The organism is Corallococcus sp. AS-1-12 (genome assembly GCF_020036995.1).
GTDB lineage: Bacteria > Myxococcota > Myxococcia > Myxococcales > Myxococcaceae > Corallococcus.
In genome coordinates this window covers 249115-272209 of the sequence record NZ_JAIQDD010000007.1, presented here as the reverse complement: position 1 = coordinate 272209, position 23095 = coordinate 249115, and the positions used below count along the sequence as shown (strand labels likewise).

Here is a 23095-nt window from a genome sequence, read left to right as displayed (position 1 = left end):
CTGTCCCAAATCAACGCTGGATGCGGACCCCTGTCGTGTCCAGGGGCGCAGCGGGACGGCCGCCGGGCGGGGAGGCGCACGCGCGCCCGGGACATGGGAAGGTCCCCGGGCGCGCGGCGGGCCCGCTCAGGGGGCCGCGCAGGCCGTCGCCAGCCGCACGTCCCTGCGGCTGGTGTCGGTGGTGGTGGCCGCCTGCGAGTCGCAGTCCATCACGCTGGACAAGCCCGTCAGCGGCTCCACCATCAGCACGCTCTTGGCGCGGTCGGAGGTGAAGCGGAACTGGATGGAGCTGTCCGTCGGGGCCGCCGCGGCGACCAGCTCGGGCTGGCCGAGCTGCCCCCGCATGCAGTCCATCCGGTTGAACACCGGCCGGCCGGAGCCCGGCAGGAAGCACAGGTTGTTGATGTTGGAGGCGTCCATGGTGGGCGGGATGACGATGTCCGGCCCCGTCTCCGTGCAGCACGCGGGCGTGGTGCGGCACGTCCGGTTGAGGCAGGCGTTGCTGGGGCACTGGGCCGTGCTCCAGTCATCCGTGGCGGCGTCACCGCAGCGCAGCCGCTCCCAGCGGGCCACGGTGAACTGCTGACCGTTCGCCTGGACGACGTCGTTCTCCACCACGATGCGCACCGGCTGGTTCGTGCTGATGGCCAACTGGCGCGCCCGCAGCGCCCCCGACCACAGCTCGCGCGTGGCCGCGCTCTCCTTCTGCCCGCCGATGCTCCCCTGCATTCCCGCGACCGCCAGGGTGATGCACACGGCCATCACCGCCAGGGCGGTCATCATCTCCAACAACGTCATGCCACGCGTGGGCTTCATGGAGTCACCGGAGCTGACGGGTCCGCCGGCCGCTGCAGGCCCACCGTCATGTTGCGCGCCGCGACGCGGAAGGTGTAGCGCCGGCGCGTGTAGCCGTCCTTCGGCTGGCCCTCTTCATCCGTGCCCGTCATGTCCGCGTCCCGGTTGATGCGCCGCGTGCGGATGACCAGCGTCACCTCCAGCTCGCGCACGCGCTGGCGCAGGCGCTTGATGACCTCCTTCGTCCGGTCCGCGGCCGGGTACGTCGCCAGGGCCGGGAGGGCGTTCCCGCTCTCGTTGAGGTCGTCCGTCTTGCAGGCGTCGAGGTTGTACTTCGCCTCGTCACACTCGGAGATGGCCGGGTGGGGAACGCCCGGGTTGCGGTGGTTGGTCTCGCCGGCGACGCTGGGGTACCACTCCAGCTCGTAGTACCGGTTGGGGTCGCCCTTGAGGGCCGGGTCGAAGTCCACGACGCCCTCGCGCACGGTCAGTTGCTCCACGTCGCGGCTCAACACGGACCAGGTCAGCGAGCCCGGCGCCAGGTACTCCAGCGTGGGGATGCCGCCCTTCCAGTTCACCCGGTAGGCCGCGCCGCTCAGCCGCAGCGCCAGCCAGTTCACCACGTCCGAGCCGGACTTGGGCGTCCAGATGGTGGAGGGGGACCCGAAGTCCTCGCACACGGGGGATTCCGCCTTCGCCCCGTCGACCGTGATGGTGGAGGGGGTGGTCGCGCTGGGCGCGATGCCGGTGATGGTGACCGGGCACGCGGCCCGGTTGCCGCCGCTGACCATGATGGCGGAGGTCGGGCCGCTGGGGGTGACCATGGCCGTCGAGGCGTTCGGCTTGGCGCAGAACTCGGTCTTGGACTGACGGACCTTCCCGGAGCCGCACGGCGCCAGGGTGACCATCCCGTTCGTGTCACCCCAGTAGAGCTGGAGGGCGTCCGACGCCGGGAAGCCCGCGGGCGGCGGCTCGAAGTCCGCGTCCGGGCCGAACGGCGTGTTCGCGCCCGTCTTCAGGTCCGGCTGGCGCCAGACCGTGATGGCCGAGCGCTCGTCGGTGGCGCCGCCCGTGAGGAAGGAGATGGGCGCGTTGCCCATGCCCGCTCCCGCACGGGTGATGTCCAGCGACAGCATCTCCTTCACCGCGCGCCCGGTGACCTGCGCGGTCATCGTCTGTTCCTCGAAGATGGCGCGCTTCTGCATCTGGGCGCCCACCACCAGGCCGGTGGTGAGCACCATGACCCCCAGCGCGCTGGCGATCATCACTTCCAGGAGCGTGAAGCCCCGAACAGGGAATCGAGCGTCTCTCACGGTGCCATCCGGGTCTGCATGACGACCATCTGCCGGTCCTCGCGGAGGCCCGGCTCGATCCAACTGACGGACACGCGCACGTTCACGAGCGTGCCCGCCGTGCCCGCCGCGAGGGTGCGGCTGAGGGACGGCTCACCCAGGCCGCTCCCGGCCTCCATCGTGCCGGGGACCGCCGGGTTGTCCACGTCGACGTCCACCGTGTACTGGCGCGCCACGATGTTGGGGTCCGTGGGCGCCTCGTTCCGCAGGAAGCCATCCGCCGTCTGCCAGACGCTGAACGTCCGGTCCCTCACCGTGTCGCAGGTCGGCGAGCCCTGGCAGCCACGCTGGAGGATGTTCTCCAGCGTGCGCTCCGCGATGAGCTGCGCCTGGTTCGCGGTCAGCGTGCGGCGGTTGGAGCGGCTCGTCTGGCTCACCACGGTCATCGCCGCCGCGACTCCCAGCAGCATGACGGCCATGGTGGCCATGACTTCCAGCAGGGTGACACCCCGTGATGCGCGCTGCTTCATTGCGGCAGTCTCCCGTCGGGCAGCGGCTCCCAGAGCATGATCTGCGAGCGGGACGAACCGCTCGTGCCCGCCTTGTTGTTCCAGCTCTCCGGATCGCCCGTGACCTGCATCTCACCCGTGGCCGTGAGCACGAAGAGGTGCTCGTCGTGGACCACCGGCGAGGAGATGGCGTGGCCCGTCAGGGCCTTCGGGCCACCGCCCGTCAGCACGCCCGACGCCTGGCTGGCCGTGTACGCCTCGCCATGCGCGTCCGCGTCCAGGCTGCAGATGTCCGCCGCCGTGCCCACCGCGGTCGCGGCGTAGACGCTCTCCGCGCTCAGGGCCACGCCGCCCCACAGCTTCTGGCCCGGCGCCAGCTTCTGCACCCAGAGGGGCGTGAGCGGCGCGCACGGCTTGCTGCCCGAGGGGTCCGGGTCCTCGAACGCGAGCAGGTGGTACTGGTACGTGGGGTTGTTCGGATCCGGCTCGGGGTAGCCGTCCGTGTACTTGTCCGGGCTGTCGCTGGTGCCGAAGTAGAAGCGCACCGCCGGGCCCGAATCCTTGCTGACCACCTTCACGGCGATGTTGGAGTAGAGCTCCTGCAGGTCCAGCTCCGTCTGGTTCGCGTCCGGGCGGTTCTTCAGCGCGGAGGCCGCGTGGGCCACCATGCACTTCTTCACCTGTCCGCCCAGCTTCCTGCCGCTGGTGGCCACGTCCTTGAAGTTCACGCGCCAGACGCTGCCGGCCGTGGTGGGCACGTACATGACGTCATAGGAGCCGTCCTGGTCCAGGTCCACCAGCGGCGTCTCCGCCGCGATGCCGGAGCCCTGCTCGAAGGTGAGGACGCCCGCGTACTTGCCGGCCGCCCCGCCGCCATACGTCAGCGGCTTGCCCGTCTTCATGTCGAGCAGGTAGACGGCGCCCGCGCGCAGGTCGCCCGGGTCGTAGTCCGTCCCCACCACCGCCACCCAGCGCCGGTCCTCCTCCGCCGAGGAGCCCCAGGAGATGCGCCCCAGGGCGGGCGAGTGCCGGGAGCCCGAGTTGTCCGGCATCAGCACGGTGTTGTCGGTCGCGATGGCGCTGGTGAAGGCGGACGCCACGCCGGTGTCCGCCAGGCTGAACTCCCACAGCGGCAGCGGGTACCAACTGTCGGTGGGGTTCGTGATGTCCATCGCGAACACCACCGGGCTGGCCTTGCCCGAGGCGGAGACGAGCACCGTCTTGGCGCCCCGCTTCTTCTGCGCCGTGGCCTCCGGCTTCCAGTTGTACTTGATGGAAGAGTCCCAGTTGTCGCGGTCGCCGAAGTCCATGTTGGCGATGCTGGGCGACGCGTCCATCTGCGGCTTGGGCAGCGTGCCCGAGCCGCGGAAGCGCACGTACTGGTTGCGGTACTGGCTCAGCAGCAGGTTGGGCATGTACGCGAACGACTCCTTGCCAGAGCCGTAATCGCGCAGGGCCGGGCTCCCGTCGCTGGGGCAGGACGACGCGACGAAGTAGCCACGGAACTGGCTGTTGCCCGGCGTGCAGGGGTCATCCACGTCGTTGCGGAAGGCGCCCGACTCGAAGGAGTGGAGCACGCCCGACATGGTGCCCACGAAGGCCCGGGTGCTGCGGGTCTTCAGGGGCTCCAGGAAGTTCGTGCGGAAGAGGTCGCGCTCGGCGGGCTTCGCGTTCTGGTACCAGGGGTCCGCGTACGGCGGCACGGCCAGCGCCACGGTGGAGATGTTGATGCCGCCGAAGGGCCAGGGCCGGAACTTGTTCACGGCGAGCGCCGCGCTCGCGTCCTCGTAGCCATACAGCCAGTCGATGAGGAACTGCCGGTCGCTGTAGGGCGACGTCGACGCGGCCACGGTGCAGACGCCGTCGTGGTTCAGGTCGTAGAGGTAGCGGCCGTCAATCTCGCTGTACGTGTTGCACAGCGAGGCGGGCATCAGCGTGTTGCCCATGTCCGCGTGCTTGACGTCCAGGCGGTCCCCCGCGTTGTTCATCGTGTAGAGCTTGCGGTTGAGCGGGTTGGAGGCGGCCAGCGACAGCGCCATCACGCGCCCGGCCTCCCAGCGCAGCTTCGGCTCGGTCGCCTTGGGGTTCTCCGGGTTGTAGAGCGACTGCAGGTACAGCCGGCCACGGATGCCGAAGTCCTTGCCGCCGTCATACGCGCGGTTGCCGGGAGGCGGCAGGGTGCCCTCGGCGTTCCAGCCCGCGCCCCAGTTCTGGCCCGGCGTCTCGTTCACGCCCCAGACGGCGACGTTGCCGATGGTGCTGGGGCTGGAGCGCGCGTAGGCGCCCGAGCGCACCGCCTGGTAGCCGATGTCCACGTCGTCGATGATGGGACGGCACAGCTCGCTGGGGCTGCTGATGTCCACCTTCCAGCACAACTGCGAGCCGGTGAGCCCCAGCGCCAGGATGTCGACCTCCACCTCCTGGTCCGGGTACTGCTTGTTGTTGTCCAGCGGCACCGGGACCCACGTGGGGTTTTCGTTCTTCTGGTACTTGCCGGCCGCGTCCAGCACGCGGCAGTCCACGGCGATGGAATAGGTGATGGTGGGCTTCACGCCGCTCGCGGTGCAGGCGCCCGGGACCTCCTCCGTCCAGCACGGCGCCTTGGTGCAGCCGGCGTTGGGGCGGATGTTCGTGGGCGGGTTGCCGGGGGTCGCGTACGGGGCGACGTCGTCCTGGCGGCGGAAGCGGACCTTGGTGATGGTGAAGTTCGGGCCCAGCTTGTCGCCCGTGTCGCCCATGACGTCCGAGGTGATGGTGGTGGACTTGGCGCCACCGCCGTTCTCCTTGTTGATCATGAACACGATGTCGTTGAAGTCGCGGTCACCGCCGCCGTTGAGGTCCTCGAAGCCGAGGATCCACCGGAAGGGGTCCGTGGTCGGCGCGCCCACGATGACGTGGGGCATGTAGTTCATCCGGTCGATGGCGATCTGCGGGTTGCCGGGCTCCGTGCCGGGGCGCATGACGGTCACGCCCTCCTTCGGCATCTTCAGGTTCTTGTAGGCGGCCGTGTCCAGGCGGTCGAGCGTGTCCTGCTCCAGCCAGCCGCAGGCCTTCTTGCTGGTCCCCGCGATGGTGCAGGCCGTCGCGGACGCAGGCGAGGTGCAGCTCTCCTCGTAGCTGCAGCCGATGTTGCGCTCCGCCACCTTGTTGTCCGCGGGCGCCTTGAAGTTCTGGTCCAGGTTCCAGGTGGCCTTGGAGAAGAACACGGAGACGGTCGTCTGCAGGTGCAGCAGGCACTTGCCGTCCTCGTCGGCGTTGCCCGTGTAGGGCTGGCGCTTGAGGCAGGGGGCGACCGTGTCGTTGTCCGTGTTGTGGCGGGCGTCGTAGTAGACGACGGCGAAGAAGACGATCTCCTTGCCACCCTGGACCAGGCCCAGGTTCACCCGGCGGTCGCCGGTGTTGATCTGCTGGTAGTTGGTGTACTCGGGGTCTCCGACCGGGGGCGCGGGCAGCTTGATGCCCCGGAAGTCGTACTGGGAGACGTTGTAGTCCGGCACGCCGTCGTAGGTGTCGGTGACGTCCGAGACGGGGCCGATGTTGCGGTGCACCGTCTTGTCGCTGTCGTCATCCACCAGCAGGAAGACCATGCGGCCGAGGCCCAGGTTGTTGTTCGCCGGGGCGGCCGGCTCCAGCAGGTTGGGGATGTACGGGAACAGGCCGTTGTCGCCGCCGGTGCCGTTGATGTCGTTGGTGCCGACCCAGTCGTTCTCGATGTTGTAGAAGCTGGAGTCCGCGCGGACGGGGCGCGAGTCCGTCACGTCCGTCTTGTGGACGAAGGTCTTGGAGCAGTCGCCCTTCATCGCCAGGTCGGGCTCCATGTACTTCTTGCCGCCGGACGTGAAGGACCGGGTGCAGCGGCGCGTCTTGCCCACGTACTTGATGGGCAGGACGGTGTCGTCGTCCGGCGTCAGGTTGTAGATGGCCTCGTGCAGGTCGAGGATGCCGTTGTTGTTCTTGTCGACCAGCTCGCGGGTGACGGGATCCGCGTAGCCCCGGGCGACCACGTCATCCATGTACAGGTAGCCCAGCGAGTGCGACGCACCGGCGGACTCGTACACGTAGTCGATGGTGACCGTCTGGTCGAACGGGAAGGTGATGTTCTCCGAGTCCAGCTTCTTGAGGTTGGTGTTGAGCTGGAGCCGGCCGTCGTCGCGCAGGATGATGGTGTTGTTGGCGACCGTGAGGCCGTTGGGGCCCAGCTTGAAGTCGCCCTGCTTGTCGTTGGCCAGGTCGTCCTGGCAGAGCTGCTGCGCGGTGGTCAGCGAGGGCGTCGCGACCGTCAGCACCAGCGCCGTGAGGGTTCGTTGAAAGAGCGTGCGCATCACTGCTTCCCCTGGGTCTTCGGCTGGGACTTCGCCTTCGCTTCCGCATCCGCCTTCTGGAGCGCCGCGGCCTGCTCCTCCATCTGCCGGCGCAGCCGCATCCGGCGCGTCGGCGGCGGAGCGACCACGACGGTGGACAGGTAGCTGGTGAGGCCGTCCAGCTCATCGCGGCTCAGCAGGCGCGTGTCACAGTTGGTCTTGGGGTTGATCCGGTGGGGGGACTCCACCCAGGTGCGGACCTCCGACAGGCTCTTCTTGCGCAGCACCTGGTCCATGTAGGGGCCGACCGGCTGGCGGACACCCAGCAGGCTCTTGGGCGTCTCCGTGGGCGTGCGGGCCTGGTGACATTGCGCGCAGGCCTTGTTGAAGGACACTTCGCCTCGTTCCTGGGCGCTGGCGAGCGCCGGGAGCAGGAGCAGCATGAGGGGCAGGCGTTTCATGAGGGCTCGTGGGGGAAAGCGAGGTCAGGGGTACGGGTTGATCTTGATGGCGACACCTTCCCCGGCGGTGCTCTCGTCCGGGTTGTGGCCACCAGTCTGGTCCGAGCTGCAGTTGCGCTGCTGGCAGCCGGGCATGAAGACGGAGTCGCCCTCCGCGTTGGTCACCAGCGCCTGGACCAGGGAGCGCGTCGGGCGGCCATTCGGCGTGGTCACCTCGCCCACGGCGAGGAGCCACAACTGGCCGTTGGAGTCCACGCTGTCCGAGTCGTCATCCACGTCGTCCCGGACGAAGACGCGGTAGCGCACGTTGCTCTGCTCCGGGAAGTCGACGCCCGCGGGGATCTCCGCGGGCCCCATGTTCGCCTTGAGCAGGGTGTAGTTGTTCCAGTTGCCGCCCCCCGCGCCGGGCAGCAGCTCGAACCAGGGGGGATTGGCGCCGGCGATGCCGGGGATGTCCGCGACCGGCGCGGCCCCACCCAGGGCGGTGGACAGCGTCAACTGGTTCATGCCGCTGTTCTTCGCCATCATCAGGCGCACCGCTTCGCGCCCCTCGGCCAGGCCCGCCTCGGCGGCGAAGAACGCCTGCTTCTGGCGGCGGGTGTCCGCCTGGGTGTCGGCCTCGCGGCCCACCACGCTGTAGCTGAGCATCACCGCCATCGTCACGACCGCGACCACGCCCAGCGCGAGCAGGAGCGTGAAGCCACGGGACTGACGGCGGGGGGTTGGGCGACGCACCATCGGGGGCTCCTTCACGTACCCCTGGGGGGAGGTACGGCTTGGGTGCCCCTGAACAGCAATCTTCGTGCCGGGAATTCCGGCGCTCAACCCGCCGGAATAAGGGATGTCCGTGATGCGGGGGGGTGCCGTCTGACGTCAGGCGGCTGCGCAAACTTTGCGAGCCCGCTCATTCTTGCGAGGTCGCCCGGGCCTCAGCGCTGGCCGCCGCGCACGGCGGCGCGCAGGCGGAGCATGTCGTCCAGGACGCCGGGGTCCACCAGCTCCAGGGCGGCCTTCTGGGAGAGGGCGCGGGTCTGCCGGCGGTACTCCTCTTCGTCCTCCTCGCCGCCCTTGCCGCCGTCGCTGCCGCCCTTGCCGCCGCCCTTGCCGTCGCCGCCCTTGGGCATCAGCGCCACCGGCTGGGAGATGCCCGGCTCCAGGCGGGGGAAGGCGTTGGCGTCGGCGCGCACCGACGTGAAGAGGCTGACCATGGACAGGCAGAACACGATGGCGACGGTGAGGGTCTTCATGGCGGCTCCCATTCTCCCACTCCCCACGACGCCCGGACGCGAAGGGTTATTCACGAGCGCTACTCCTTCGCCTTGAAGGTGCGGATGTATCGCACCAGGGCGTCCATCTGCTCCGGGGTGAGCCGGTCCTTGTAGGCCTTCATCTTGGGGTTGTGGGACGAGCCGTTGGCGATGACCTCGCGCAGCTCGGCGTCCGACTCCGCCTTCTGCCAGGCGGCCCGGCTCATGTCGGGGATGGACTCCTTCTGGCCCATGCGCGTCTGGGCGCGGCCGTCCGGGCCGTGGCAGTTCTTGCAGCTCTTGTCCCAGAGGGCGGCGGCGTCCTCGGCGTGGGCGAGGGCTGGAGCGCACAGCAGGAGGGTGGACAGCAGGCACCACCGCGGGGTCATGCACGGTCTCCAGGGGGGAGGGGGACGCCAGTATAGCCACGCGCTCAGGAACCGGCGCGGGGCCAGAAGGGCGCGGTGGGGCGGCCGGGGGGCTGGAGCCAGACGGACTCCAGGAAGCGCACCGCGTTCTGATCCGCGCGGTCGTTCCGGGTGAACACCGCCTGCGCGCTCGCCATCACCGCCAGCGTCGCGAGCCCCGCCACCCAGGCGGCGGGCGCGGGCGCGCGGGCGGACTCGTCCCGGCCCAGCGCGACGAAGACGCAGGCCGCCACGGCGGCGAGCGCCGCGAGCAGCACCGCGCCCGCGAGGGACGTGGGCAGGCCCAGGAAGGCGAGCAGGTTGGGCGGGTGGTAGCCGTCCAGGAGGAGCGGCCGGGCCAGCGCGAGCACGGGGGTGGAGACGTCGTCGGGGATGTAGTTGACGAAGGTGGCCAGCCCCGTGACGAGCACGGACGCCGCGCACAGCATGGCCGCGACGCCGGACAGCACCGGCCTGCCGGCGCCGCGCAGCCGCTCCAGCACCAGCCCCGCGGGCAGCAGCAGGAAGGGCACCAGCCCCGTGAGGTGCCGGGGCCCGGTGGTCCAGCCCCACGAGTCGTAGGTGAACGACGAGGTGAAGTACGTGTAGCCGGCGAGCGTGGCCGCGGACATCCAGAAGAGGGCGCGTGCCTCCGGAGACGTCCTGCCCAGGCGCTTGAGCAGCGCGAGCCCGGGCAGCGCGAGCAGCAGGAACGGCGACAGGGTGAAGAGGCCCCGCAGCGGGGAGAAGAACGACAGCGTGAAGGCGCGCGGATCCGGCGTGCGGATGCCCAGGAAGCCGCCCAGGTGCCACGGCTGGTAGGCCGCGTCGTTGAGGTGCTTGTAGCCCGTCTCCAGCGGGTGCCCGAACGTGGCCTGGTGGTAGAGCCCCAGCGCCACGATGAAGGGCAGCGCGCCCAGCACGGCGAGCCCCGTGGCCCGGCCCAGCTTCTTCAGCCGCGCGGCCCAGGGCGCTGGCACGCTCAGCACGGTGAGGATGGCGTAGAGGATGAGGCCCAGCACGCCGAGCGCGCCGGTGTACTCGGCGGCGACGGTGGCGCCCGCGCACGCGCCGGCCACGGCGTAGCCTCGCTCGCGCCACTCGCCGCGCGACAGCTTCCAGAGCGCGTAGAAGCCCGCGAAGAGCAGCACCGCCGTCGTCTGGTGGCTCATGAAGAGCAGCGAGTAGCTGAACGCGAGCGAGCCCAGCGCGTACGTCACCGTGACGCCGTCCGCGACGACGGGGGACAGGAACGCGCGGAGGAAGCGGCGCACCAGCCACAGGAGCCCCAGCGTGGGCAGCACCGTGAGGAAGAGGCGGCTGAAGAAGACGAGCGGCACCTCCGGCACGGCGTAGCGGTGGCCGCCGCCCAGGGCTCGCAGGCCCGCGTACACGGGCACCGCGGCGAAGGAGAGCAGCGGCGCCTTGGACGGGTAGTAGCGCCCGTCCATCACGGACAGGTCGCCCACCGGGCCGTAGTCGCGCAGGGCGCGGTTGATCTCCAGCGTCCCGTCCTCCACCAGGGCGCGCGTCTGCCACAGCCGGCACAGCTCGTTGGGCGAGCGCAGGCCCGGGTGGTACGGGAAGAGGACCACGTAGAGCGCCGCGACCGTGGCCCACACCGCCCGGGGCAGTCCCGTGGCGCGGGGCGCGGGCGCCACGGTGGGGGGCGCCGGGGCCGCGTCGGGGGGCGGCGGGGAGGTGGGGTGGGGTTCGGCGCTCACGCGGGCATCAGACGGCGCGGGCGACGGCGAACAGGCTCATGCCCACGGGCAGCCGCACCTGTTGCTCGGCCTGGGCGAGCAGGGGCGCCAGCGCGTCGTAGAGCTTGAGCTGGAGCTTGGGCACCGCGCGGCGGCGCAGGAGGCGGCTGTTGACGAACCAGCCCGGCAGGCCCACCAGGTTCATCCACTCCAGCGTGTCCACGCGGAAGCCGTTCTCCTGCAGCACCGCGCGCAGGGTGTCCGGCGTGTAGCGGCGGTAGTGGCCCACGGCCTCGTCGATGGCGCCGAACAACTGCGGCAGCGCCGGCACGAGGATGAGCACGCGGCCGTCCGGCTGGAGGATTTGACGGAAGCGGCGCACCGCGGACGCGTCGTCCGGGATGTGCTCCAGCACGTTGGACAGCACGATGGTGTCCAGGTTCTCCGCCTTCAGCGACTCCCAGTCCGCGAGCGCCACGTCGGACAGGTAGGGGCGCACGTGGGGCTTGCCGCGGAAGAGGTTCTTCAGGCGGTCCACGTAGAAGCGCTCCACCTCCAGCGCGACCAGGTGCTCCGCGCCTGCCTCCAGTTCGCGGGTGATGGTGCCGATGCCGGCGCCAATCTCCAGCACGCGCCGGCCCATGTGCTCGCGGAAGCGGCGGCCCAGCCACTGGTTGTAGTGGGTGGCGCCGTCCATGCGCTCCAGGGTGGAGTAGCCCTCGTGCTGGTTGTCCGCGTCGTCGCGCACGGTGGCGTAGCGCACCAGCGTGCGCAGGCGGGCCAGGTGCGCGGAGGCCGGGCGGCGCGGCACGGCCTGCAGCGGCGGCAGGGCCACCTCCGTGAGGCGGAAGAGCTGCGCGGCCAGCTTCACCACCAGCTCCGCGTCCACCGCGTCGTCGTCGCTGGTGAGCTGGATGGAGCGCAGCGCCTCCGTGCGGAAGGCGCGCAGGCCGGTGAGCGGATCCGTCAGCGCCACGTCGGTGACGAAGCGGGTGATGCCGCCCAGCGCGCGCTCGGCCACCATCTCCGGGGACATGCCGGGGCGCCGGCCGAAGACGCCGTCCGCGGTGTCGTCCCGCAGGGGCTGCACCAGGGCGTCGTAGGTGTCGGGCGAGTAGGCGGCGTCCGGATCCTGGAGCACCGTGTGGGCGCCGGTGACGTGGGGGAGCGCGGCGCGGATGGCCGCCCCCTTGCCACCCTGGGCGGCGAGGACGTGGACGTTGGGACCGGGCGTGACGTCCACCGGCCCTTCACCCGCGAGCACGACCTGGGCCTGGCCGGACAGCGCATGGGCGAACCGGGCGGCCGCGGCGGAGGTGGCGGGGTTGAAGGGCAGGACGACGGAAAGCGCAGGAACCATTGCGCCGCTCACTACCACAGGACCCTCCAGGGTGCGCGTTCACGGACCGGAGCGGATGGATGGGGGGCATCCAGGCGGCGTCGGTTGGATGGACAACCCGCCCGGCCCGTTGCACGCTCCGGGCGTTATTCCCCCAGCGCGATGTGGGTGCAGGTCGGGTCCGGACGACTTCGGGCCGGTGGAGACCGCCCGCGGCAGCCACTTCCGGAGAGACGCGACGTGGAAGGAACGGTGTTGGACCCGGCCGGTGGGGCGCCCGGCGCGACGTCCGCGAGCGTGCTGCACCGGCTGCGAGGCGTGTGGCGCCGGCGGTGGGTGATGCTCGGGGTGGCGTTGGGGGTCACCGCGCTCACGGCGGCCTGGACGCTGCGGCAGCCGCGCATCTACGCGGCCAGCACGTCGCTCATCATCGACGTCACCGCGCCGCGCATCCTCGACGGCGAGGTGAAGGAGGTGATGGGGGAGGAGCGCAGCAACTACTGGTTCAACAAGGAGTACTACGCCACGCAGAGTGAGATCATCACCTCGCGCGCGGTGGCCAGCCGCGTGGTGGACCGGCTGGGGCTTTCGAAGGACGCGTCCTTCCTGGGCCTGCCGGCGAACCAGGACCCGGCGGAGCGCGCGAAGGCGCTGGAGGACGCGGACGCGGTGGGGCTGCTGCGCTCGCGCATCCAGGTGGTGCCCGGCAAGGACTCGCGGGTGATGAACATCGGCGTGGAGGACGTGGACCCCGCGAGAGCGGCGCTGCTCTCCAACGAGGTGGCCGCCGCGTACATGGCGGAGAACCTGGCGCTGAAGCTGCGCACCACGGAGGAGGCGCGCGCGTGGCTGGAGGGGCGCCTGGATGAGCTGGGCCGCCAGTCCAAGGCCGGCGAGATGGCCGTCTACGACCTGAAGAAGGACGCGGACATGCTGTCCACGTCGCTGGAGTCGCGGCTGTCCATCGTCAGCGAGCGGATCAACTCCTACAACCTGAAGCTCACCGAGGTGCGCACGCGCATCGCGGCGCAGCAGGCGCGCGTGGACGCCATCCACCGGCTGCGCAAGGACGCGGGCAACGACGAGACGTGGGCGGAGGCGGTGCCCGGCGCGAAGGACGGCCCCATCCAAGATCTCAAATCGCGCTACGGCGAACAGAAGGCCGCGTGCGCGGAGCTGACGGAGCGCTACCTGCCGGAGCACCCGAAGCTTTTGGAGTGCAACCGCAAGCTGGAGGTCGTGCGCGCGGACCTGCTCAAGAGCCTGACCAACGTGGTGCGCTCGGCGGAGACGCAGTTGGCGGAGGCGCAGGGCGAGGAGAAGAACCTCAACAAGCTCCTGGACGAGACCAAGGCCGAGGCCTTCCAGGTGAACAAGAAGGCCATCGAGTACGGGCGGCTGCAGCGCGAGTCGGACAACAACCAGCGCCTGTACGAGCTGGTGCTCAAGCGGCTGAAGGACATCGAGCTGTCGGGCCTCCTGCGCACCAGCAACGTGCGCGTGCTGGACCCCGCGCGGCCGGAGCTCCTGCCGGTGCGGCCGCACACGCGGCGCAACCTGCTGGTGGGCTGGGTGATGGGGCTCTTGCTGGGGCTGGGCGTGGCGCTGTTCCTGGAGATGCTGGAGAACAGCGTCACGTCGCAGGCGGACGTGGAGGACGTGCTGGGCCTGGCGTTCCTGGGCGTGGTGCCGCGCATGGAGGCCACGAAGGCGCCGGGCGACCGCGACCTGTACGTGCACCGCGCGCCGCGCTCGGCGGTGGCGGAGTGCTGCCGCGCGGTGCGCACCAACCTCCTGTTCATGTCGCCGGATCATCCCTGCAAGACGCTGGTGGTGACGTCCAGCGGCCCGCAGGAGGGCAAGTCCACCACGTGCATCAACCTGGGCGTGGCCATGGCCCAGAGCGGCAACCGCGTGCTGCTGCTGGACACGGACATGCGCCGGCCCCGGCTGCACCGCGCGTTCGGCGTGCCCAACGACCTGGGCATCAGCTCGCTGGTGGTGGGCGAGGGCTCGCTGGACAAGGCGGTGAAGAGCACGGAGGTGCCCAACCTCTTCGTGCTGCCGTGTGGCCCGCTGCCGCCGAACCCCGCGGAGCTGTTGCACACGCGCGCCTTCAAGGAGCTGTTGCGCGCGGCGGGGGAGAAGTTCGACCGCATCATCCTGGACAGCCCGCCGCTCAACGCCGTCGTGGACGCGGCGGTGCTGGCCACGCAGGCGGACGGCGTGGTGATGGTGCTCAAGGCGGGCCGGACGGACCGCGGGGCCGCGAAGCGCGCGCTGCGCTCGCTGGCGGACGTGCAGGCGCGGATGTTCGGCGCCATCCTCAACGACGTGGACCTGCGGCAGCCGCGCTACGGCGACACGTACCTGGGCTACCAGGGCTATGGCCCGACGCAGGACGAGCCCAAGGGCGGGGTGGCGCCGTCGTGAAGGGCGCGGGCCTGCGGGTGCTGCACCTGGGGAAGTTCTACCCTCCGGCCTCCGGCGGCATGGAGGCGCACGTGCGCACGCTGGCGCGAGCGCAGGCCGCGCTGGGCGCGCAGGTGGAGGTGCTGTGCGCGAACCACTCCGTGGACGGCACCGGGACGAGCCACGAGTTCCATGGGCGCAGCCCCACGCGTGAGGAGTGGGATGGGCCCGTGCGCGTGGTGCGCCTGGGGCGGCTCGCGTCCGTGGCGCGCATGGACGTGATGCCGTCGCTGCCGTTCGTGCTCAGGCGGGCGCTGGCGCGGGGCGTGGACGTGGTGCACCTGCACGTGCCCAACCCGAGCATGGTGCTGGCGCTGGACGCGGTGCCGCGACTGCCCGCGGTGGTGGTGACGCACCAGAGCGACATCATCCGGCAGAAGGTCGCGGGCGCGCTGTTCCGTCCCTTCGAGTGGATGCTGTATTCGCGCGCGGCGCGGCTGCTGGCCACGAGTGACGCGTACGTGCGCGGCTCGTCGCTGCTGTCGACGTTCAAGTCGAAGGTGCGGGTGTTGCCGCTGGGCATCGAGCTGGAGTCGTACCTGCGGCCTCCTTCCGCGGAGGCGCGAGAGGCCCAGGCGCGCTGGACGGCGGAGGCCGCGGGCGGGCCGCTGTGGCTGATGGTGGGGCGGCTCGTCTACTACAAGGGGTTGTTCACGGCGCTGGAGGCGCTGGTGCACGCGCCGGGGCGGCTGGTCATCGTGGGGGAGGGGCCGCTGGCGGGGGAGGGCCGCGCGCGGGCGAAGGCGCTGGGCATCGAGGACCGGGTGACGTGGGCGGGCTACCTGTCGCCGGAGGCGCTGACGGGCGCGTACCGGGCCGCGACGGCCCTGTGGTTCCCGAGCAACGCGCGCAGCGAGGCGTATGGCCTGTCGCAGGTGGAGGCGCTGGCGAGTGGGTTGCCCGTGCTCAACACGGCGGTGCCGGACTCGGGTGTGGCGTGGGTGAGCCTGCACGAGCGCACCGGGCTCACGGTGCCCGTGGGGGATGCGCGGGCGCTGGCGGCGGCGGCGCGCCGGTTGGTGGAGGAGCCGGGCCTGCGGGAGCGGCTGTCACGCGGGGCGCAGGAGCGCGCGCGGGCGGAGTTCGCCCATGACGTGATGGCGTCGCGCAGCCTGGACCTGTACGCGGAGGCGCTCGGACGGCAGCCGGTGGCGGAGGAGCGGAGCGATGCCTCTGTCCGGCACGCCGCGGGTGGGCGCTGAAGGTCCGCGCATGCACGGGTCGCGCGCATCTCATCGTGAGGAACTCGTGGTGGGTGGAGGAGGCTCCGCGCATACGCTTCGCGTGTTGCATGTCTCCAGCGGCAACCTCTACGGCGGCGTCGAGACGTTGCTGCGCACGCTGGCGCTCTCTTGCGCGGAGCGTGACGGCGGCGCGGTGCATGCGTTCGCGCTCTGCTTCGAGGGACGCATCGCCGAGGAGCTTCGCGCGGCGGGCGCGCCGCTGACGCTGCTGGGACCGGCGAAGGTGAGCCGGCCGTGGCGGGTCTGGGAGGCTCGGCGCTCGTTGATGGCGCTGCTCCAGCGGGAGGCGTTCGACGCGGTGGTGTGTCACGCGGCGTGGCCTCAAGCCCTCTTCGGGCCGGTGGTTCGCACGGCCGGGGTTCCGCTGATCTTCTTCCAGCACGATGCACTGTCGGGTTCGCACTGGGTGGAGCGGTGGGCCCGCGTCACCTCTCCGGACCTGGCGCTTTGCAACAGCCGCTACACCGCGAGCACGCTTCCGAGCGTGTACCCGCGCACGCCCTGGAGCGTGCTCCATCCGCCGGTTCGGGACGGTGGCCCGGGCCTCACGGCTTCCGAGCGCGCTTCGCTCCGGGGCGAGCTGGGCGCGGACTCGACGGATGTCGTCATCGTCCATGCCAGCCGCATGCAGGAGTGGAAGGGACAGCGGCTGCTGCTCGAAGCGCTGGGCCGGCTGCGCCAGGTGCCTCGGTGGAAGGCATGGTTCGCTGGCGGTGCGCAGCGCCCGGAGGAGACCGCCTATGAAGCGGGCTTGAAGGCCCAGTCTCAGGCCCTGGGGCTTGGGGACCGCGTGCGGTTCCTGGGACAGCGCTCGGATGTTCCCCGGCTGCTTCGCGCCGCGGAGGTGCACTGTCAGCCCAACACCGGGCCGGAGCCGTTTGGACTGGCGTTCGTGGAGGCGCTCTACGCCGGGCTTCCCGTGGTCACCACCGCGCTGGGCGGACCTTTGGAGATCGTCGATGCGTCCTGTGGCGTGCTCGTGCCTCCCAGGCCGGAGCCCCTGGCCCAGGCGCTGCGCGGGCTCATCGAAGACGAAGCAGTTCGTCGGAAGCTGGGCAGCGGTGGCCCGTCTCGCGCGAAGGCGCTGAGCGCGCCGGAGGCCTTCCTGTCGGCGCTGGAGGACGCGGTGCGCTCCGTGGCCCGGGAGCCCGTCTCATGAGTGGCGCCAGTCCTCGCCCCCAGCTCCGCGGCCCCGGTGTGCTGCATCGGCGGTACGTGCGGCGCGCGGCGGAGCCCGCGACGACGCAGGCCGTGCCGGCTCTGGCTGCGGCTTCTCCGGGGCTGCTCGGTTCGGGTCGCGTGGTGGTGGCGTTCATCGCGCTGCTCTTCATCTGCCAGCTCGCGCTGCTGGTGGAGGCGCTGGCGCCCGCGCGCGTGGTGTTCCGCATCCTGTCGTTCGGCACCAGCCTGGCCCTGTTGGTGCTGGTGAAGGGCCCGCGCCTCAAGCACCCGGCGATGCCCTTCCTGCTCGCCTCCGCGGGGCTCACCGCGCTGAACTTCTTCCACCCCGGCACCAACACCCCGCTGGCGGCGGCCGCGCAACTGGGCATCCAGATCTCCGTGTTCGCGCCCCTCTTCTGGGCGAGCCGCCTGCGCATCGACGCGAAGATGTTCGGACGCGTCGTCCTGCTCCTCTTCCTGTTCAACATGGCGAGCGCCACGCTGGGCATCCTGCAGGTGACCTTCCCCGGACGCTTCCAGCCCGCCCTGTCCGCCATGGTCGAAAGCCAGGGCGAGGGCTACGTGCGCAGCCTCCAGTTCGAGACCGCGAGCGGCGCGCGCGTGTTCCGCCCCATGGGGCTGACGGACGTCCCGGGCGGAGCCGCCACCGGCGCCTTCTATTCCGTGCTGCTGGGCGGCGCGTTCCTGCTCAGCCGCCAGGGCCTGTCCCGCAAGGTGCTGGGCGCGGCGGGCATCGGCATCGGGCTCATCTGCCTCTACCTGGGGCAGGTTCGCGTCGCGGCCGTGACGCTGATTGTCTGCATGGCGGCCATGGGGCTGGTGCTCACCGTGAGCGGCCGGTGGGTGCGGCTGGTGACGCTGGCCTCGGTCGTGGGCGGCTTCGCGGTGGTGGCCTTCGGCTGGGCCGTCGCGGTCGGCGGCGACGCGGTGCTCTCTCGCTGGAGCACGCTCACGGCCTCCGACCCGTCGCAGGTGTATCAATCCAACCGGGGCCGGTTCCTCGACGAGACCTTCGACCAGGTGCTCCCGGAGTTCCCCTTGGGCGCGGGCCTGGGCCGCTACGGCATGGCCAACGCCTACTTCGGCGACAACCTGGACCGCGAGAGCCCTCCGCTGTGGGCAGAGATCCAGTGGACGGCGTGGGCCTACGACGGTGGATGGCTGGGGCTCATCTGCTATCCGCTCGCGCTGCTGGCGACGTTGGGGTGGGGCTTCCAGGTGGCGCGGCGCCGCGATGACTCGGCGGGCGAGTTCTGGCTCTGGGGCAGCCTCCTCTTCGCGTATGACCTGGGCGCGATCGCGCAGACCTTCAGCTACCAGTTCTTCATGAGCCAGATGGGCATGGAGTTCTGGCTGCTCAACGCGGCCTTCTTCAGCGCGTACTGGAACCGGAATGCGGCCCTACACCCTCATCGCCGGTGACTTCGTCTCCACCGGCGGCATGGACCGCGCGAACCTCGCGCTGGCGGACTGGCTCGCGCGCCAGGGCGGGCCCATGCGGCTGGTGGCGCACCGGGTGGAGGATTCACTCCTGCGCTACCCCAACGTGCACTTCGTCCGCGTGCCCAAGCCCGCGAACGCGTACCTGCTGGGCGAGCCGTTGCTCGACGCCGTGGGGCGCTTCTGGGCCGCGCGCACGCTGGCGGAAGGTGGCCAGGTGGTGGCCAACGGCGGCAACTGCGTGGTGCCCGCCGCCAACTGGGTCCATTACGTCCACGCCGCGCACGCGCCCGAGCCCGGCGGCGGTCCGCTGCGCCGGCTGAAGGGCCACGTGAGCCACCGGATGCACCTGCGCGGCGAGCAACGCGCGCTGCGCCGGGCGCGGATCATCCTGGCGAACTCGGAGCGCACGCGGCAGGACCTGCTGGCCGCCAGCGGCGTGGAGGCGTCCCGCGTCCACGTGGTGTACCTGGGCGGAGACCCCGCGCGCTTCCCGTCCACGACCCCCGTGCTTCGCCGTGAGGCGCGTGCGTCCCTGGGCTGGCCCCAGGAGCGGCGGGTGGCGCTGTTCGTGGGCGCGCTGGGAGACCGGCGCAAGGGCTTCGACACGCTCTTCCACGCGTGGGCGCGGCTGTGCGCCCGACGCGAGTGGGACGTGGACCTGTGCGTGGTGGGGACGGGCGTGCAACGCGAAGCATGGGAGCGCGCGGCACGGGAGCAGGGCCTGGGCGAGCGGATCCGCTTCCTGGGCTTCCGCGACGACGTGCCCCGCCTGCTGGCCGCCGCCGACCTGCTGGTGTCCCCCACGCGCTACGAGTCCTATGGCCTGGGCGTGCACGAAGCGCTGTGCGTGGGCATCCCCGCGCTGGTGAGCCGCGCGGCGGGCGTGGCGGAGCGCTTCCCGTCCTCGCTTCAGGGGCTGCTGCTGGATGACCCCGAGGACTCGGGCGAGCTGGTGCGGCGCCTGGAGGAGTGGCGGTCGCGGGGCGGGGACTGGATGCCCGCCGTGGCCGCGCTGTCGTCGGAGCTGCGGGCCTGGACGTGGGACGCGATGGCGGCGGCGGTGGTGGCCCGGCTGGAGGCGTGAGGCTTCAGGCTCGGCGCTCGAGCACCTGCTCGAAGAAGTCGAGGTGCGCCTTCGCGACCACCGGCCAGGCGAAGCGGGACACGGCTCGCTCGCGGCCTCGCGCGGACAGCTCCTGGCGTTGCGCGGGGCTCTCCAGCAGCTCCTCAAGCGCGGTGACCCACGCGCCGCCGTACGCCTCCGGCAGGATGCGCCCGGCATCGCCCACGGTGTGCGGAATCTCTCCAGAGTCGCTGGCGAACACGGGCACGCCACACGCGAAGGCCTCCGCGAGCATGCGGCCGAACTGCTCCTTCCACGCGGGCGTCGTCTGGCTGGGCGCGCAGAGCACGTCCATGGCGTTGAGCGCGCGGGGCACCTCCGCGTGCTTCACGCCGGTGACGATGCGCACGCGGTCTCCGTGGCGCGCGGCCCAGGCGCGCAGGTCCGCCTCCAGGGGACCTCCGCCGACGAAGAGGGCTCGCCAGGGCGTGCGCAGCGTGTTGAGCGCATCCATCAGGAGCCGCAGGCCCTTCTCCGGAACGAAGCGGCCCAGGTAGCCCACCACGGGCGGCCCTTCGGACGTCCAGCCCAGGCGCTCGCGGAAGTCGCGGCCCGCTTCCGGATCCGGACGGAAGTGCTCCACGTCCACGCCCACGGGGATGATGCGCGAGGGGCGCTGCTCATAGCCGGGCCGGGCGAGGAGGTTGTCGTGCACCGTCTGACCCCAGGCGATCCACCCCGCGGCCCGGCGCACGACGAAGCGCTCGGTCTGCGCGAAGGGCGGGGGATAGCGCTTGGCCAGGTTCTGGAACGTGCAGAAGACGAGCGGCACCTGACGGGGTGTCAGGAGCGCCACCTCCAGGCCGGAGAAGACGTAGGGCTCCTCCCACAGGTGCACCAGATCCACGCCCCGCGACAAATGGGCGCGCAGCTCCGGCCCGTAGACGAAGCCGTGCAGTGAGCGGCTGAGGAAAGCGCGCACGCCCTCCAGGTTCACGGCCTCATGAGGATCGCGCTGGAGCACCAGCGGGCCCAGGTCCCCGTGGAAGGACTTCGGCGCCACGGCGGTGACGTCCCAGCGGCCGGCGCCCACGCGGGCCATCTCGTTGGCCAGCCGCCGGTTGAGGGTGACGACGTAGGAGTGCGAGACGGTGACGAGCTTCCGGGGACGCATCATGAATGTCCTCGCGCGGGAACGAGGCTCCGGTACACGGCGAGGATGTCCCGGGCGTAGCGCTCGCGGGAGAAGCGGCGCACTGCGGTGTGGCGGGCCGCGCGGGCCAGGGTGTCGCGCAAGGCTTCGTCCTCCAGCAGCCGGCGCAGGGCCGCCGCGAGCGTGGTCGCGTCGCCGGGTTCGATGGCCAGCACGTCCTCGCCATCCCGCAGTGCTTCGGCCGCGCCGCTCGACTTGGAGATGACGGCCGCCCGGCCGCAGGCGAGCGCCTCCGCGATGGTGAGGCCGAACGGTTCGCGGCGGGTGCTCGCGTGCACGAAGACGTCCAGGGCCCGGTAGACGCGCTCGGGCTCGGGCTGGAAGGGCACGAAGCCCACGCGGTCCATGAGGCCGTGGCGCTCCACCTGTTCGCGCAGCTCCGCGTCGGTGAACTGCGAGCCGGCCGTGCGATAGAGCGGCGCGCCCACGACGTAGAAGCGCACGGGCAGGGCCGGCGCCTGACGCTTCAACAGGGCCGCGGCCTCCAGGAAGACGTCGTGCCCCTTCCAGCGCGCGTACGTGGCCACGAGCCCCACGCGCAGCGTGCCCGGAGGCGCGGGTGGCAGTCCGGCCAGCGCATCCAGGTGCGCGCCGTCACCGGCGGCAGGGGAGAACCGCTCCACGTCCACGCCATTGGGCACGACGTGCACGGGCACCTTCCCGAGCACCGTGCGCGCGTCATCGCCCACGGCCTGTGAGTTCGCGATGGCCGCCGAGGCCAGCGGATGCAGGCCGGAGAGCGCGCGACGCACGAGTGGCCGTTCGCCGAGGAAGTCGTGCACGTGCCACACGCGCGGAATTGGCAATCCGAGGGTGGCCGCGCTCAGCAGGTGGGTCTTGATGCCATTGGAGTGCAGCAGGTCCGGCGCCGCGTCACGCACCGCGCGCCGCAGGTCGAGGCCGTAGCGGGTCAGCAGCAGGGGCGTGGGGGCAAGCTCCCGCGCGAAGCGGAGGAGCCCCGCGCGGCCCTGCTCCCGCAGGCCGCTGTCCCCGAGCGCGGAGAGGCGGTCGGGCAGGGCGAGCACCCGGGCCTCCACTCCGAGACCTCGGGCCGTCTCCACGAGCGGCCCGTCCGTGCCCGCGATGAGGTGCAGCGACAGGCCGGGCTCCAGCGTGCGCAGGCACGCGAGGAGATCCACGAGTGCGCGCTCGGCACCGCCCAGGATTCCCACGGGGTTGAGGAACAGGATCCGCACGCGGACGCGACCGAATCAGACCCGCCCGGGGCGGTCAAGGCGATGCAGGTACGCGTCCAGCACGGTGCGCGCGTGGGCGCTCCACGTGAAGCGTGCGGCCCGTGCACGCCGCGTCTCCGCGGATGGCGCGGGCACGCGGCCCGTGAGCAGGGCATCCACCGTCTCCGCCCACGCGGCCACGTCGCCCACCGGGCAGTACGTGCAGGCGTCGGCGCCCACCTCGCGCAGCACCGGCAGGTCGCTGGCCACCACGGGGACACCACATGCCAAGGCTTCGATGACGGGCAGGCCGAAGCCCTCCGCGCCACTGGGCACCAGCACCGCGCGGGCGCGCCGGTACAGGCCCGCGAGCGTGGCCCGCTCCTGCCGGGGCGGTTGCAGCAGCGCGTCCTTCAAGCCGAGCCGCGCCACCTGTGCCTGCTGGGCCGTGTCCAGCTCGCCGCCCTGCTGCACCAGCATCAGGTCCGGATGCCGGGCTCGCAGCGCCGCGAAGGTGTCGAAGAGCACGTCCAGGCGCTTGCGGCGGATGGCGCTGCCCACGTGCAGCAGGTACGGCCGGCCCTTCAGCGGCGCGAGCACCGCGTCGCTGGCGTCTCCATGAACGGGTTCGAGCCGGTACTCCGGCGAGACTCCATAGGGCGCCCACACCAATCGCTCGGGAGGCACCACGCCGTGCGCGAGCAGTTCGTCACGGACCTGCTGCGTGCTGTGGAAGACGATGGCCGCGCGCTCCAGTCCCTTGAGCGTGGCCCGCGCCATCAGCCGGAACCACGTGGGGCGCGGTTCGCGGTGGGGTTCCAGGACGGAGCGGAACGCATCCAGGTCATGGCAGTAGACACCGGTGCGCTCCGCGGGCAGCGCGTGCACGAGCTGCGCGTAGGTGTGGTCCACGACGTGGAACGCATCGGGGCCCATGCGCTCACGCAGCAATCGCGCGGGATAGAGGCCGAAGCGGGTGAGCAGCCGATCCGCGTTGAAGGCGGCCTTGCGGCTTCCCACGCGGGGTAGGGCGCGCACGGCGTGGGGAATGGACGGCCGCACGCGGGTGACGGCGACCTCGGCGGGGAACGCCGCCAGTCCGTCCACGAGGGCCTCGCCCACCAGGTCCATGCTGGGCCAGCCCTCTTCGCGCGGATCCATCAAGACCTTCAACCGCAAGGTGCTCACCTGCTCATCGCCTCCGGTCAGGGGATGCCGCGCTTGATGCGCATCTCGTGCTCGCCCACGA

Annotated in this window: 18 protein-coding genes; 5 read left to right on the top strand and 13 right to left on the bottom strand. The window is 71.3% G+C overall.

Going from position 1 to position 23095, the window contains the following annotated elements:
* Window positions 1-126: 126 nt before the first annotated feature.
* The 10 genes from K8556_RS14915 to K8556_RS14870 all read right to left on the bottom strand — a co-directional run bounded on the left by K8556_RS14915 (window position 127) and on the right by K8556_RS14870 (window position 12075).
* On the bottom strand, window positions 127-816 hold the full coding sequence (locus tag K8556_RS14915) for a Tfp pilus assembly protein FimT/FimU (protein ID WP_223740737.1): 690 nt from the start codon (window positions 814-816) through the stop codon (window positions 127-129).
* On the bottom strand, window positions 813-2108 hold the full coding sequence (locus tag K8556_RS14910; RefSeq protein WP_223740736.1) for a prepilin-type N-terminal cleavage/methylation domain-containing protein: 1296 nt from the start codon (window positions 2106-2108) through the stop codon (window positions 813-815). The genes K8556_RS14915 and K8556_RS14910 overlap by 4 nt, the downstream gene beginning before the upstream one ends.
* A complete protein-coding gene (locus tag K8556_RS14905) occupies window positions 2105-2617 on the bottom strand; it encodes a prepilin-type N-terminal cleavage/methylation domain-containing protein (RefSeq protein WP_223740735.1) in 513 nt (170 codons plus the stop codon). The genes K8556_RS14910 and K8556_RS14905 overlap by 4 nt, the downstream gene beginning before the upstream one ends.
* Complete coding sequence (locus K8556_RS14900) at window positions 2614-6918, bottom strand: DUF4114 domain-containing protein (protein ID WP_223740734.1); 4305 nt, start codon at window positions 6916-6918, stop codon at window positions 2614-2616. The genes K8556_RS14905 and K8556_RS14900 overlap by 4 nt, the downstream gene beginning before the upstream one ends.
* Window positions 6918-7358 carry a c-type cytochrome gene (locus tag K8556_RS14895; protein ID WP_223740733.1) on the bottom strand — a complete coding sequence of 147 codons (441 nt, stop codon included), beginning with the start codon at window positions 7356-7358 and terminating at the stop codon, window positions 6918-6920. The genes K8556_RS14900 and K8556_RS14895 overlap by 1 nt, the downstream gene beginning before the upstream one ends.
* A 24-nt stretch (window positions 7359-7382) precedes the next feature.
* Window positions 7383-8096 carry a hypothetical protein gene (locus K8556_RS14890; protein WP_223740732.1) on the bottom strand — a complete coding sequence of 238 codons (714 nt, stop codon included), beginning with the start codon at window positions 8094-8096 and terminating at the stop codon, window positions 7383-7385.
* Window positions 8097-8287: 191 nt separating this feature from the next.
* The gene (locus K8556_RS14885) at window positions 8288-8605 is read right to left on the bottom strand and encodes a hypothetical protein (RefSeq protein ID WP_223740731.1); all 318 of its coding nucleotides are present in this window, start codon (window positions 8603-8605) and stop codon (window positions 8288-8290) included.
* 59 nt (window positions 8606-8664) lie between these two features.
* Window positions 8665-8994: a cytochrome c gene (locus K8556_RS14880; protein ID WP_223740730.1), complete on the bottom strand. Its 330-nt coding sequence runs from the start codon at window positions 8992-8994 to the stop codon at window positions 8665-8667.
* Window positions 8995-9038: 44 nt separating this feature from the next.
* Window positions 9039-10736, bottom strand: coding sequence for a hypothetical protein (locus tag K8556_RS14875; RefSeq protein ID WP_370639924.1), 1698 nt, complete (start codon window positions 10734-10736; stop codon window positions 9039-9041).
* 7 nt (window positions 10737-10743) lie between these two features.
* A complete protein-coding gene (locus tag K8556_RS14870; RefSeq protein WP_223740729.1) occupies window positions 10744-12075 on the bottom strand; it encodes a bifunctional glycosyltransferase/class I SAM-dependent methyltransferase in 1332 nt (443 codons plus the stop codon).
* 219 nt (window positions 12076-12294) lie between these two features.
* Between K8556_RS14870 and K8556_RS14865 the strand changes: the two genes are divergently transcribed.
* Genes K8556_RS14865 through K8556_RS14845 form a run of 5 tightly spaced genes read left to right on the top strand, consistent with a single transcriptional unit; the run spans window position 12295 to window position 19479 of the window.
* The gene (locus K8556_RS14865) at window positions 12295-14487 is read left to right on the top strand and encodes a polysaccharide biosynthesis tyrosine autokinase (RefSeq protein WP_223740728.1); all 2193 of its coding nucleotides are present in this window, start codon (window positions 12295-12297) and stop codon (window positions 14485-14487) included.
* Window positions 14484-15728, top strand: coding sequence for a glycosyltransferase (locus K8556_RS14860; RefSeq protein ID WP_223740727.1), 1245 nt, complete (start codon window positions 14484-14486; stop codon window positions 15726-15728). The genes K8556_RS14865 and K8556_RS14860 overlap by 4 nt, the downstream gene beginning before the upstream one ends.
* Before the next feature lie 49 nt (window positions 15729-15777).
* A complete protein-coding gene (locus K8556_RS14855; protein WP_223740726.1) occupies window positions 15778-16929 on the top strand; it encodes a glycosyltransferase family 4 protein in 1152 nt (383 codons plus the stop codon).
* Window positions 16926-18374, top strand: a complete 1449-nt coding sequence (locus tag K8556_RS14850) for an O-antigen ligase (RefSeq protein ID WP_223740725.1) — start codon at window positions 16926-16928, stop codon at window positions 18372-18374. The genes K8556_RS14855 and K8556_RS14850 overlap by 4 nt, the downstream gene beginning before the upstream one ends.
* Before the next feature lie 19 nt (window positions 18375-18393).
* On the top strand, window positions 18394-19479 hold the full coding sequence (locus tag K8556_RS14845; protein WP_223740802.1) for a glycosyltransferase family 4 protein: 1086 nt from the start codon (window positions 18394-18396) through the stop codon (window positions 19477-19479).
* 4 nt (window positions 19480-19483) lie between these two features.
* Here K8556_RS14845 and K8556_RS14840 read toward each other — a convergent pair whose 3' ends face one another.
* The 3 genes from K8556_RS14840 to K8556_RS14830 are packed head-to-tail and all read right to left on the bottom strand — an operon-like array spanning window position 19484 to window position 23007.
* A complete protein-coding gene (locus K8556_RS14840) occupies window positions 19484-20635 on the bottom strand; it encodes a glycosyltransferase family 4 protein (protein ID WP_223740724.1) in 1152 nt (383 codons plus the stop codon).
* Window positions 20632-21867 (bottom strand): glycosyltransferase family 4 protein, encoded by a 1236-nt coding sequence (locus K8556_RS14835; RefSeq protein ID WP_223740723.1) that lies wholly within the window; start codon window positions 21865-21867, stop codon window positions 20632-20634. The genes K8556_RS14840 and K8556_RS14835 overlap by 4 nt, the downstream gene beginning before the upstream one ends.
* Window positions 21868-21882: 15 nt before the next feature.
* Complete coding sequence (locus K8556_RS14830; protein ID WP_223740722.1) at window positions 21883-23007, bottom strand: glycosyltransferase family 1 protein; 1125 nt, start codon at window positions 23005-23007, stop codon at window positions 21883-21885.
* Between the last annotated feature and the right edge of the window lie 88 nt (window positions 23008-23095).

Bases quoted from the DNA above. Each gene is read 5' to 3' on its own strand.
- K8556_RS14915 (WP_223740737.1), bottom strand. From the start codon at position 816: ATGAAGCCCACGCGTGGCATGACGTTGTTGGAGATGATGACCGCCCTG.
- K8556_RS14905 (WP_223740735.1), bottom strand. From the start codon at position 2,617: ATGAAGCAGCGCGCATCACGGGGTGTCACCCTGCTGGAAGTCATGGCC.
- K8556_RS14900 (WP_223740734.1), bottom strand. From the start codon at position 6,918: ATGCGCACGCTCTTTCAACGAACCCTCACGGCGCTGGTGCTGACGGTC.
- K8556_RS14895 (WP_223740733.1), bottom strand. From the start codon at position 7,358: ATGAAACGCCTGCCCCTCATGCTGCTCCTGCTCCCGGCGCTCGCCAGC.
- K8556_RS14890 (WP_223740732.1), bottom strand. From the start codon at position 8,096: ATGGTGCGTCGCCCAACCCCCCGCCGTCAGTCCCGTGGCTTCACGCTC.
- K8556_RS14885 (WP_223740731.1), bottom strand. From the start codon at position 8,605: ATGAAGACCCTCACCGTCGCCATCGTGTTCTGCCTGTCCATGGTCAGC.
- K8556_RS14880 (WP_223740730.1), bottom strand. From the start codon at position 8,994: ATGACCCCGCGGTGGTGCCTGCTGTCCACCCTCCTGCTGTGCGCTCCA.
- K8556_RS14870 (WP_223740729.1), bottom strand. From the start codon at position 12,075: ATGGTTCCTGCGCTTTCCGTCGTCCTGCCCTTCAACCCCGCCACCTCC.
- K8556_RS14850 (WP_223740725.1), top strand. From the start codon at position 16,926: ATGAGTGGCGCCAGTCCTCGCCCCCAGCTCCGCGGCCCCGGTGTGCTG.
- K8556_RS14845 (WP_223740802.1), top strand. From the start codon at position 18,394: ATGGACCGCGCGAACCTCGCGCTGGCGGACTGGCTCGCGCGCCAGGGC.
- K8556_RS14840 (WP_223740724.1), bottom strand. From the start codon at position 20,635: ATGATGCGTCCCCGGAAGCTCGTCACCGTCTCGCACTCCTACGTCGTC.
- K8556_RS14830 (WP_223740722.1), bottom strand. From the start codon at position 23,007: ATGGATCCGCGCGAAGAGGGCTGGCCCAGCATGGACCTGGTGGGCGAG.